Raw genomic sequence first — 13,472 nt, forward strand, 5'->3', positions numbered from 1 at the left:
CTTATGTTATCACATGGAGGAGGTTTTCTCCTTAGAGAAAAATGCATCGAAATGTCGACAGAAAGTGAGCATAACATCATTCGTGTTTCTCTTGTCTAAGTTTTCGATACATTTTTGTTTCACAAAAACACTCAAACTGACAAGAGGATTCATGTCTTAATTTATTTTTAAACAAGCTTTAAACTAGGTTAATAAAAGACTCTGAATCAAGTTCAGAGTGACGCGCTGGATTTAAACTACTCGGAATACCCAAGATCATGTCATTCCGGGCTTGACCCGGAATCTAGAAAGCTCATTCGAAGAATATTTTTGATTTATAATTTAAGGGGTTAACTCAAAGCAAGCCGCTCCACTTTTAAGGGGAGCTGTCCGCAGGACTGAGAGGTTCATTTAGCTTAAGGTGTAGAGTTTAGGATTCGGAGTTCATAGTTGGCAGTTCTTGATTTTGAGTTCTCAGTTCTGTTGAATTCAGATTAATTTAGAATTCATCATTTCCTCTCTTGTCCTAGGCTTCGATACAATTTTGCAACGCCAAATCACTCAGCCTGACAAGAGGATAAACGTCTTAATTTATTTTTAAACAAGCTTTAAGCTACATTAATAAAAGACTCTGAATCAATTTCAGAGTGACGCGCTGGATTTAAACTACTCGGAATACCCAATATCATGTCATTCCGGGCTTGAACCGGAATCTAGAAAAGTTATTTGAAGAATATTATTAATCTATAATTTAAGGATTTAACTCGAAGCAAGCTGCTCCTCTTTTAAGGGGAGCTGTCCGCAGGACTGAGAGGTTCATTTAGCTTAAGGTGTAGAGTATAGAGTTTACTGTTTGCAGTTTGGGGTTATAAGTTCTTCAGCGTGTACATTAATTCAAAATTTCCACTCTTGTCTAAGTTTTCGATACAATTTTGCAATGCAAAATCACTCAAACTGACAAGAGTATGCACCTCTTAAGCAATTTTAAACTACTTTTAAACTAGCCTTAAATCACATCAACATTAGATTCCGCATCAAGTGCGGAATGACTCCTTGGTTTAGACTTTGTCGTGTATAAAATTTAAACAATATTAAACTACTTTTAAATCACCTTAACATGATTGGGTGATCTTCTTTTCTCTTTTCTAATTCCTTACAATTCAAGACCTATTATACCTCAACTTCCAAAGCTTCTTTCTCCAACTCTTTTATAAAGACTGAAGGCGCTAAAGTAGTGGCCTTCTTAAAGACGGTAGAGAATTTATTGGAAGAAGAAAAACCTGCTTCCTCGGCTAAAGTGGCAAATTTATATTTTCTATAAACCGGCTCATTAATTAATTTATCGATGATATATTGAACCCTTAAATTATTAATATAATGGTTAAAGTTCATCCCCTTATGATGATTGATACAATAAGATAAATATTTGGTATTGGTATCACAGTAAGAAGCTAGCCCAGGTAAGGAAATATTAGGATCTCTAAAATGCTTAGACTTCTCAAATGCTTTTAGTTTTCTTAAAATTTGTTCTTCGACCTCAGCGGATACAATAGGCGATTCACTTTGGGTTTCATCTTGTGTAACCTCTTTCTTAAGTTTTTGTTCTTTTAATATTGCTGGTTCTAAGATAGGTTCGTCTATACCTTTTAAACTAAGCTCTTCTTCTTTTTGTTTTGCTTGTTGGAACTCAGCCAAAATAGCCTGGAACTTTTCAACTTGTCGATTCTTCTCTCTTCTATAATAAATGAAATACCCCAAACCACTCAAGAGTAAGATAATAGCAACAAGAATTAAGTACTTTCGAGTTTCTAAATCTATACTTAGCGCTTCATTTTTAGAAGTTAAATCTGTATAAGACTCATCGAGATAATCAGTCTTTTTTAATGCAAGTATAGCGTTTATAGAATCTCTCTTTGAAAGCGCACTCCTAAAATTATCTATATTATCAGTCCTAGAAAAATATTCAGTTTTCACGACATAATATCTTCGTAAAAACTCTAAATAAGTAGAAGTTTGAGCAATCTCACTTGCTTGGTCAATATAATATTTAGCCTTATCCAAATTATCTTTTACCAAATAGGCCTCAGCATAGTTTATAAAAATATATCCTTTACCATAGGTAGGTGGCAATTCATCCCACTTATCAAGAGCTGTATCTAAGTACGAGAGAGCTTTATCATATTCCTTAAGATCTATAGCAGTCTGTGCCATAAGTTGATAATTTTGAGCAACCGAAATATTCCCTTTTTCATCATCTAAATATTTGCTTGCTTCTCTAAATAAATCGATCGCCTTATGATGGTCATTTTGCGCTTTAGCAAGGAAAGCTTTCTCTTGCATAATCATTGCTAAGGTAATGCGAGAAGCCTTTTGATCTGGAATTTTCTTAGCTGCCTCATAAGCTTTATCAGAATAAATTTCTGACTGTTTATATAGGGACAATATTCTATACTGAGATGCCATAAAGCCTTGAACACGAGTTTGCCAATCAAAATGTTCAGTTTTTTCAATGATCTTATTAGCTTGTTCGGCAAACTTAATCGACTTCTTCAATTCCCCAGCTTGCTCATACAAACTTGCCGTTAACATTAAACTCCTTGTTTGAAATAAAGGCGTTTCTGAAATTTGATATAAAGAATCTGCTACTTGTAGTGCTTTTTCAAAATCTGTCTGTGAGGTTTCAAAAAATGTCTTATTTAATATCTCAGTGTATTTATCTGGGTCTTGGGCTTTAGATGGAGAAAGGCAAAAGATAAGAACTATGGACAGAATTAAACCATACTTAAACTCACTAATATTCACATACATAGAACACTTACTTTAATACAAAATTTTTGTGCCTACCAAAAATACGAATATTATTTAATCTTAAATCTATCAATAGAAGATTTAATATTTACTCTAAATCCATCGTATAATTCTGTTGAAATTATCATTTATGTAAAAAAGCCTAATTTATAAAATCATTTGAGTCTTTTGCTTTATCAATATTTTATCGAAATCAAACAAAGATATTCGACAATTTAGACAAATAAAAAGGACAACTTCCTACGAAGCTGTCCTCAACCAAACTAAACATAAACATTAAGTCTATATCCTTTTTCTTAATCCATATTAATAGAACATATTAATTAATTATAAATTTTATTTTACTCTCCCCAAAAGGTCCATACGATTCCATTGAATACCGCCAATGACTTTTGAGCTTTATCATACACAATAGACCCAGGGGTTGGGTTGACTATTTCTCCAACTGCATCTACTACGGGCAATACCATGGCTTTATCCGTAGATTCTAATACTAAAACACCAGGAGCATTAGATGATTCTGCGCCTACGATTACTCCAGCATTAGATGACTCAAGACCTTCAGACACTCCAAGCTCATCAGCTGGTGATTTTACATCTATACCGGCAACCGTCATAGAAACTACTGAATTAGCAGACTTATATTTAATCTTATCATCAGTAGCATCAAACCAAAGGGTACCTTCATCAGAATCTGGATGAATTTCACTCACAATTGGCAATATCAAGGTTTTATTATCTCCATCAATAGACTGGGTACCATTAGCTGTTATTGCAGCCTCACGTCTGTCATTAAATTCCAAGATAACACTCGAGTTTCCGGTGAAGTCTTTGTCAATCGAGACTTGTGCATTCAAAGCTAATGCACAAGTAGTTGCTATTATTATACTTATAATTGTTTTCATTTTTCAGTTATTATTGATTAGCGATTACATTTATTCTTACTACATACCCAAATTGTTCCATTATAGAACTCTAAACATTGAGTATCGATATTCCAGATCATCATACCTTCTTCCGCATTCAAACTATCTCGTTCAGTAGAATTTAAGCGCGTTGGCACAAATCCTAAGTTCTTAGATTCTAATTTGATGAAACCATTCTGAACACCTTCCGCCCAAGATGTATCTGCAACATCTCTATCAAATGTACTTATACCTATTTTTGTGTTACCTTCAACCACGCCTATATTTGGGGCTTCCGTACAGAAACAATCAATTTCTTTCACAGTTACTTTAGTCGGTATCCAATCCTCACATTGTGAAGGGGAATAGAAAGCATAATATACACCTGCTCCCACCTGCGTAGGGTCTTCTACCTCAGTTCCAGCTTGATGATCTTCGGTAGTATACCATACCAAATTTACACCAGAAGGAAGATCGCCGATATGAGCATCAGATAAATTAACCGTTCCATCAGAATATTGACAAATCTCGAATTCGCCAATAACATTAGGCCCTGTAGGAGCTCCACATAAACTAATTTCTGCAGTATTGGAAAAATTAAACTCAGGAACATCAGCAGATTGATAAGAGCCATCGGCCATACTACCTCGAGTTTTATGTCCTAGATAACCAAACTTAAAGCTACATTGCTTGATTACCATAGTTGTATGTCCTCCTGTTTCAACTGCCATGATATTATCACTTTCAGTTAGGCCACCAACCATAAGGGATGGATTAATAGAAGAACCGCCGCTACCTAACATATCATGACTATTTCTACCCCAAGACCATAACTTCCCTGAAAAAGTTAAAGCGTTAATTGCACCATACCCCTTACTTCCATCTCCGGCAGAATGTTCATTGGGTGAAATCCAAGCAATATCCATCAGAAAGTCGTTGTTAGAATTTGCCTTTTTTACCTGAACCCAATTATTTTGATTATTAGTATTAAAAATCCCTAACTCACGATTATTATTTTCTCCTAGAGCATATAAATAGCCGTCCGTCATAAGTGCATAGTAACTATTTCCACTGGTCATACCTATTTGCTTAATTGTTTTATCAGCAGATGGTCTTTTCATTTCCTTCGCATAAGTTTCATTGCTTATTCCACTACCATAACCTAAATAAACATTTTCTCCCCAAGTATAAATCTTATTATCAGCGGTTAAAGCCATTAAAGCTGAAGTACTTCCTCTTAAAGCAACTACATTTTTTAGCGGTATACCTGAATAAGTTGAGACTCTATGCCAAACATTATTGCCACTAGATGATCCATCACCATATAATGTGTTTTTTTGCGATAGAACCCAGGCTTCCCCACTACAAGTTACGATAGCTAAGGTTTTATGTGTACCAAACATCATCTTGACATCTCGAGGCATTACACCAATCGGAAGGCTATAATTACTCGTACCGGATTGCCCAGCAGTTCCAATTGCATTTGCTTTTTGAAATTGTAATCCAGCTTTAATATTACTACTTACTAAGACACCTTCAATTCCCCAAAAGTAAAGACCGTCTGTGGTTAAAATTGTAAATTGAGCATTATCGCCATTAATAGCACCTCCAGTGAATTTTAAAATTTCTCCATTGTAATTATATCCATTCTCCGGTTTTACTAAAACAGGAACTAACTGATGATTTCCAGTTGCAGAAGCGGAGGCTCCCCAAACTTTCAAAGTACCATCTGTTTCTTTTAACATGGTAGAGTGATATAACCCGACTATATTATCATATTCTAAAGTATTAGGATCGGTACTATTTAAAAAAGTATTATCGTTACAGCCCGTTACACAATATCCTTGATTAGGAGTACAGTCAATTTCTTTCACTGTTACCTTGGTAGGAATTAAAACTTCACAAGGTGATTCACTATAAAATGCATAGTAAACTCCCGCTCCCACCTGCGTTGCATCTTGCACCTCTGTGCCTGGTTGTTGGTCTTCAGTAGTATACCATACCAAACCTAATCCATTAGGGATATCACCTATATGTGCTGTAGTTAAATCCACTGTTTCATTAGATTCTTGACAAACTTCAAATTCACCGACAACATTAGGACCCGTGGGTGCACCACATAAGCTAATTTCCGCGGTATTCGTAAAGTTAAAAGTACTAACAGCAGAACTAGTTGCAATTCCATCGCCCATACTTCCTAGAACTTTATGCCCTAAATAACCAAACTTAAAACTACATTGCTTGATAACCATTGTAGTATGTCCACCAGTTTCTACTGCCATAATATTATCGCCATTAGATAGTCCGCCAACCATATAAGATGGACTAATACTGTGTCCTCCACCGCCTAACATCTGTGAACTATCTCTACCCCAAGACCATAATTCCCCTGCTGTAGTCAAAACATTAATAGCGCCATAACCTTTACTTCCATCTCCAGCAGAGTGCTCATTAGGGGATATCCATGCTATATTTGAAAGCAGGGCGGTGTTTGTCTTCTTAACTCGTACCCAATTTTTTTGAGCTTCCATATTAAATATTCCTAATTCTTGATCGCTATTTTCTCCTAAGGCAAATAAATCTCCATTTGCCATTAATATGTAGTAACTATTTCCACCAGTCATACCAATTTGCTTAATAACACCAGATGGCTTAGTCATTTCTTTAGCGTAAGTTCTGTCTTTGCCTTTTTTAGCATCTCCTAAATAAGCATTTTCTCCCCAAGTATAGATTTTATTATCAGAAGTTAAAGCCATTAAGGCTGACGTACTTCCTCTTAGGGCTACCACATTAATCAAAGGTGTACTCTCTGAAGTTTGTACTCTGTGCCATTTAGTAATATTACTTCCACCGTCACCAAAAACTTTTTGATTTCGAGATAGCACCCAAGCTTCACCACTGCATGTAACTATTGCTAATGTTTTATAGGTACCAAACATCATTTTCACATCTTGGGGTGCAACTCCCAAGGGAAGACCATATTGACTTGTACTACCTTCACCTGCTGTACCAATTGTTGTTACCTTTTGAAATTGTGTATCGGATTTAATATCATTACTTATCAAAACATCTGGCTGTCCCCAAAAATATAGTCCATCAGTAGTTAAAAGTGTAAATTGCGCATATTTACCATTTGAAGCTCCACCTGTAAATTTTAGAATTTGGCCACTATAAGTATATCCATTTCCAGGAGTTACTAAAATTGGTGTCAACTGATCATTACCATTTGCTGCAGCGGAAGCTCCCCAAACTTTTAAATTACCATCGGTTTCCTTCAACATGGTTGAGTGATACAAACCGACGATATTATCATATTCAATAGTGTTAGGATCTGAACTATTTAAAAAAGAATTACTGTTACACCCACTTACGCAATAATTATTTGAGGTGTTCGTCTCTTGGAATTGATTTCCATTTTGAAATTCTTGACTACTTAAATTTGATAAATTAAATAAGAGCAAAAGAAGGAAAAGGTTGTTAGTTAAAAAGTTTGTTTTTCTCATAGGTTTAGAATTATTCCTGGGTTTATTTTCTTTTTATAAATCACTTCAAACTTAGATTTAATAAATAGGTATAAAAAGCATAAACCCTATCAAATTCTGTAATTCGATAGGGCTCCAAACTGATTTAAAAAACTATTAATCAACACATTAACAACAAGTCTATATCTTTTCTTATTCTAGCTCTATTTTGAGGATAAAATGAGATAAAGTAGTTGATTTCTTGAAAATGGAGATGAATTTATTGAGGTAAAAGAAACCAAATTCATATACCAAAGTGACTATTTTATATATTCTATACGCTAGTTTTTGAAACCATATTTCCATGATATATTCAACTTTTAATCATTTAAAATGATGATTAAAATTCACCCTTTAATCATGGTTGATACAGAAAGATTAATATGAGGTGTTGGTTTCGCAATACCAAGAATGCCCTAGCAAGATGGACATCGAGCATGGAGATTGGTAAAAAATTATGAAGCAACTAAAAAAGCTAGTATTCTACTTTCAAACTTATAAAATGAAGTCACCTACATCTCTTTTTAAATTCTCTAAAAATTTATTTTAAACAGCAAAAGCCAAGAATAAACTAGCATTTTGGATTTAAAGTTATTAATTGAAATAGGAGATTAAAGCGTTTGTCCATAAAAAAAGACAACTCCACAAGGAAGTTGTCTTTAACCAAACTAAACTATAAAAATTATTCTTGTTTTAATTCCAAAAACTCCAATGCGTGCCATTATACACTGCAATAGATTTTGTAGCCATATCATAACAAATAGTACCAGCTTTTGGCGACGGCAATAGCGTCGCATTTTCTACTTGGGGTAAAACTAGAGCTTTGTCATCTGATTCTAAAACCAGAACTCCACTAGGTGGATTCGTATTAGTTACTGTTCCTGCCGTTATCAGAGCGCCACTTCCCACATCATTCGTTGAATAATTAGAGTTATGTCCTTCTACTGTCACTTCACTTTGCTCTGTCATCGGTTTCCAAGTATTTTCGTTGGCATTGTAAAACTCTACTTGTTGGGTGTCTAAATTAAAGACCATTGCTCCCCCAGCCGTAGGTACTTCTTGAGTACTCGTAACACGAGGCAACAATATTCCCTTTGTAGCTGGAGACTCAAAATCCATAATAGCATCTCCTCTCACCAACTCAGGCGCTGATTCTCGTTCGATACCAACCTGTGCCTGTAAGGCACTTGCTGCTAAAGCTATCGTTATTATAATTAATATATTTTTCATGATAATTTCTATTTAAATTATTGATTACATTGATTCGTCGTACACTCCCATCCAAGGGTATCTCCTTTATACAGTTTCAAACAATTATCAGTTGTATCCCATACAACCATCCCCTCAACTGGAGATGTAATATTGTTTGCTGGATCCGCATTTCTGGTAATAACAAACGCCTTGTTGGTAGATTCTAAAGCGATATAAGCACCAAGTTTATTTTGATTCTCATCTGTCAACCACTCTTCTACATTTCTATCTAAGGTAGAAATACCTATATGAGTAATACCTGGTGTACCAGGAGCTCCGGGCACAGTACAAGGGATTTCTAGGTTCGTAAGATATAATGTTGCATCATCACATGCCTGCGGCAATCCATTATCACAAGCCTTATAGATTAAATCTAATGTTCCAACATATCCAGGCACTGGAGTCCAAGTAAAATCACCATTAGAATTCACTTCTAAGGTACCTTTACCAGGTATCTCTACTGTTCTAGGTGAATTAGGATCAACTGTATACTCAACACCATTAACAATAATGGAAGTTAATGTTTGATTATTTCCTTCTGGATCAAAGTCATTGGCTAATACATTTCCATTTAATACATCTCCCTTCTTGCCAATTTTCGCATCATCATTAAGTATTGTAATGTTTTCTGTTTCTGCCAACACTTGAATTTTAACTTGAGCCGAATCTATTTCATTTTGTTCATTTTGAATGTTATAGTTAATCGGATTTACCGTACCAACAAACCCAGGTGAAGGAACGAAAGAATAACTTCCATCCTCAGCCAAAGTAAATGTTCCGGCATTAGAAACAGGAGTTCCGACATTACTTACTCCAGCTACAACGATGCTACTACCTACTGGATTAGTATTAGCATCTTGACCAAAAACTGTTGCCGTAATAGCTTCCGATTTAGGATCATTATCATTAAATAATACATTATTAGATAATTCAGTGTTTAATACCGTTGTCACCACATCATTCTGAGCAATCGGAGCATGCGGCTGATTGAATGGTACAATGGGTAATACTTTGATATCTAATTTAGCTCGACCAACATTATCACCATCAGACATTGTATAAGCCAAAGGAACATTTCCGTTAAATCCATTTTCTGGTGTAAATAAATAAGAACCATCAGTATTTATTGAAACTTCCCCAGCTTTAACCGGATTTGGCCCTTCTGTGTATACAGTGGCTGAAGCAGAAGCATTATTTAACTCGAGCGTTTGCAAATTACCTTGAACATCATAATAATCTAATGAACTAACCGCTAAGTTTTGTCCCAAGTCATTGGTTAAAACATTTCCATTTACTTGTACATTTTGAGGAGTTTGATTAATATCATCCTTCACAAATAAATTACATAAGCGATCCACTGAATACAAATGAATCGGTGGGAAAACAGAAGCTTGAACCAAGGTTTTAATTCCCACACTTATTCTGTCGAACCTTTGACCTGGTGAAATATCTAAGGTCACCATCTCATTATTAGTCAATAAGTCGGCTACATTGATACCATTGATCAATCCATTTTGTGAAGTCAAGCTATATACTTCATTATTTGCTAAGTAAGCTTTAATTTCTAATCCTCCTAAAAGATCAGCATCTACAACTCCACCTTGAGTTTTGAATTGAATCCTAGCGATGTCGTTTTCATTTGAAACAGAATTGAAGTAAATCCATTGTTTCGTCGAAGCTCCAATGCCTAAAGTTCCATTACTGATTTCAGAATAATTGGTAGTGTTTCCATTAATGGCATAAGACATATTGGTTACGCCTGCACCACCAAGGTCATTAACACTAAGACTTAGTCCAGAATGCTCATAAGACGTAGCAAAAGGCCCAAAACACGGGTCAGTTACCATATCTGTACACATACCATAAACATTCATCGTATTAGGTTGTGCTAGTAATCCTAACACACTATTGGTAGTATCTGTAATACGTACAGACTGATAGTCAGAAGTAGGTGTTACAGCTATATAATATCTACCTGCAGCATCTTGAACCACACGAATCGTACCGTCACCACCAGCAGAAGCAGCATTACTACTTGCTGTATGGATAATGTTACTATTTGCATCTTTAACATCGACTCTAAAGAAATGATCTCCTAAAATTAGATTGTCTAATAATCCTGAGACTACATTTCCAAGGCTTCCACCTACTAGCCCATCTAAGATAGTTTCTTCAAAATCAATACGGATATAAGATGTAGTTCCAGCAGACATGGGTTGGTCGTATCCCATCTCAACATAGCCTTCATATTGATTTCCGAGGCCAAAAAGAATCCCTGCGCCTGATTTTAAAGTGGCATAACTATCGAAATCATCGTCAAATAAATTCTGAACGTTATCTGCGTTATGTGCATCTACTAATGTAGTAGAGCAAGATGGCACTTCAAAAGGGAAAGGCGTTTTCGTCAATGGACATGTATCTCCATATCGCTCTACGCTATATAGACGTAAAGGTTCTGCTGCAACGTTAACGCTTGCTATAGATTCTGCACCTATTTCTACTCTGTCAAAAATTCCATTGGGCTCATATTCTAATTCTACCATTCCGCCAGAACCGAATAGCGCAAGTAAATCTAAATTATTTATCAATCCACTTTCTAAAGTTTCATCATTCCCTACTTGGGTGTTCCCATTAAAGAATTTAATTCTATATCTACCTAATACGTCTAAACTTAGTGCAGAAGATGGTTCTAACGCCAATCTAATTTTAACCTTGTCATTAGGTTGAGAAGGTTGACTAAAGTATATTGTCTGATAGACGTGAGCTGCTAAACCTGCTACCCCTAAATTAATTTCTGAATAGTCAGAAGAGTTTTCGCTAATAGCTCCATAAGCATTCGTAACACCCACACTTGAGATATTACCAGCACTTAAACCAATTCCACCACCACGATACGAAGTGAAGTTTGCAGGGAAACAAGGATCGATTCCTATTTCGAAACACGCATTGTAAACATCTAAAGAAGCTTTTTTACCTGTAGACAACAATGCTACTACGTTATTCGTAATACGAACACGGTTGTAAGCTTGATCTGGTGTAATAGCTATATAATAACGTCCAATATTATCTTGAACCAAGGTAACTGCACCATTTGAAGTACCTTCGAAACCATCAGAACTAGTAGCGGTTAGAACATTTGTATCTTCATTTTTCGCCTCTACTTCAAAATACTGGTTACCTAACAATAAACTATTGGCTAAGTCGCCTACTAATTTTCCTAAACTACCACCTACCAATCTATCAAGCACATCTTCGTCGTAATTAATACGTACATAAGTGGTTTTATTAGCAGGAACCGTTTGGCCTAAGTCCATTTCTATAAAGCCAGCTGTTGGGCCACTAACTAATAAGTTTCCTGCATCGGCAAATAGGGTTGCATAAGATTCGTTGTTACCATCGACAGCTCTAGGTGTAAAATCTACATTCTCAAAATCTATTAATCCACTTGCACAAGATGCCGTTTCAAACGGGTCGTCTGTAGCTGGTGGTAATGCAGCTATCTCTGGGTTAGCACAACCAGCAGCATCATCATAACGTTGTACGTCGTAGATTTTAACTCCATTTCCTAACAAATTCACTCCTACTGGCGAGTTAAGTTTAATCGCAATACGATCAAATGCCTTACCTGGAGCAAAAGTTAAAGTTACTGGGTCTCCACTATCTAATAAAGTTACTGCGTTTGTATTATTAAGTAAGCTACTCTGCAATGATCTTCTACTTACAATGGTATTATCTTCGAAAAAGATAATTTCTATAGCTCCTAATAAATCGGTATTTACTAAACCTCCAGAACCTAAAGCAAGTTTGATGTTTGCTGTAGTAGTTTCTGCCGATACAGTTGGAAAGTAGAAATACTGTGAAAGCGTACTCGCTACATTTACATTTAAAACGGAAGAGGATTTTAGTCTTGAAAAACTATTTTCATCATCATCTATAGCATTTCCAAGGTTTTGATCGTTTAAATCACCTACTTCCAATCCAATTCCACCACCACCATCAAAAGAAGTAGCAATTGGACGGTCACAATCATTGCCCGTGTCTTCATAATAGAAAGCACTGTAAACGTCTAAAGTTGTTTCATTTCCAACTCCTATTAGCGAACCAATCTGATTAGTAATACGAAGGCGATCGTAATCACTTTCCGGGCGGATGGCTAGGAAGTTGTTTCCATTTCCATCTTGCATCAGTTTTACACGATCGATACCAAATCCTAAGGTGCTAGAACGAGATAATACTGAGGTATTACCCATTCGAGCGTCGATAATTATTTCTTGATTTCCAACAAGTACAGCTCCAAGTACGGTACCTAGTGCATTTCCTAAACTACCACCAAGTAGGGCTCTAAAAAGATCAGATTCGCCTTCCATACGCACATACGACCACGTATCTGCAGGTAAGGTTTGAGCAAATTTCAGTTCTATGACACCTTTATATGAACCTAAAGTTGCAACCACTCCCGGAGAAGCTAATAATCTGGCGTAGTTATCGTCATCTACTAAGGCGTTGTCTGGGTTTTTTACGGTTGGTGTAGTTGAGAGTGGTTTATTCCCACTCGTATACGTCACTTCATTGGCTAAAATCTTTGTCTGCGCCCAAGTTTGTTTTTGTGCGGCGACGAGAAAGACCCCAAATAAGATTAGGAGCTTTAAAAAACCTCCAGATTCTTTAAAATTGTAATTTATTGTCTTCATATTTTTATTATTTATCGTTAAAATCTAAGTCATCAAAACCCATTGTGTTGTTTTAGTCTTGTTCCTTTAAAACAGACTACATCAATGTATTTTGAGCATCATAAATTTTCTACGTATTTCAATAATAAAAACGTGACCAATAATTAAAATAAGAATATTCCTTTTTTAATACCCGTAGATCCGATTACAATACCGTCAAATGTACAATTCTGAAACCCCCATATATAATTAATAAAAAAGCATAACCTTAATTTAACTTACCTCAAAACATATTCATATTAAATGCAAAAAAGCCAAAACTGCTTAGCAATTTTGGC

The 13,472-nt window shown here is 35.7% G+C and carries 6 protein-coding genes; all 6 read right to left on the reverse strand.

The genetic code is table 11. The annotated features are described in order from the left end of the window. Positions 1-9 precede the first annotated feature (9 nt). Positions 10-153, reverse strand: coding sequence for a hypothetical protein (locus NLM59_RS01580; protein ID WP_304415985.1), 144 nt, complete (start codon positions 151-153; stop codon positions 10-12). A 996-nt stretch (positions 154-1,149) separates the two neighbouring features. After that, complete coding sequence (locus tag NLM59_RS01585) at positions 1,150-2,787, reverse strand: helix-turn-helix domain-containing protein (RefSeq protein WP_304415986.1); 1,638 nt, start codon at positions 2,785-2,787, stop codon at positions 1,150-1,152. 341 nt (positions 2,788-3,128) lie between these two features. Next, the gene (locus tag NLM59_RS01590) at positions 3,129-3,692 is read right to left on the reverse strand and encodes a hypothetical protein (protein WP_304415987.1); all 564 of its coding nucleotides are present in this window, start codon (positions 3,690-3,692) and stop codon (positions 3,129-3,131) included. Positions 3,693-3,709: 17 nt separating this feature from the next. Next, the gene (locus NLM59_RS01595) at positions 3,710-7,195 is read right to left on the reverse strand and encodes an RCC1 domain-containing protein (protein ID WP_304415988.1); all 3,486 of its coding nucleotides are present in this window, start codon (positions 7,193-7,195) and stop codon (positions 3,710-3,712) included. Positions 7,196-7,906: 711 nt separating this feature from the next. Next, positions 7,907-8,443, reverse strand: a complete 537-nt coding sequence (locus NLM59_RS01600) for a hypothetical protein (protein WP_304415989.1) — start codon at positions 8,441-8,443, stop codon at positions 7,907-7,909. A 17-nt stretch (positions 8,444-8,460) separates the two neighbouring features. Then, the gene (locus NLM59_RS01605) at positions 8,461-13,155 is read right to left on the reverse strand and encodes an Ig-like domain-containing protein (protein ID WP_304415990.1); all 4,695 of its coding nucleotides are present in this window, start codon (positions 13,153-13,155) and stop codon (positions 8,461-8,463) included. Between the last annotated feature and the right edge of the window lie 317 nt (positions 13,156-13,472).

The organism is Profundicola chukchiensis, assembly GCF_029664245.1.
Classification (GTDB): domain Bacteria; phylum Bacteroidota; class Bacteroidia; order Flavobacteriales; family Weeksellaceae; genus Profundicola; species Profundicola chukchiensis.

Bases quoted from the DNA above. Each gene is read 5' to 3' on its own strand.
- NLM59_RS01595 (WP_304415988.1), bottom strand. From the start codon at position 7,195: ATGAGAAAAACAAACTTTTTAACTAACAACCTTTTCCTTCTTTTGCTC.
- NLM59_RS01590 (WP_304415987.1), bottom strand. From the start codon at position 3,692: ATGAAAACAATTATAAGTATAATAATAGCAACTACTTGTGCATTAGCT.
- NLM59_RS01585 (WP_304415986.1), bottom strand. From the start codon at position 2,787: ATGTATGTGAATATTAGTGAGTTTAAGTATGGTTTAATTCTGTCCATA.
- NLM59_RS01600 (WP_304415989.1), bottom strand. From the start codon at position 8,443: ATGAAAAATATATTAATTATAATAACGATAGCTTTAGCAGCAAGTGCC.
- NLM59_RS01605 (WP_304415990.1), bottom strand. From the start codon at position 13,155: ATGAAGACAATAAATTACAATTTTAAAGAATCTGGAGGTTTTTTAAAG.
- NLM59_RS01580 (WP_304415985.1), bottom strand. From the start codon at position 153: ATGAATCCTCTTGTCAGTTTGAGTGTTTTTGTGAAACAAAAATGTATC.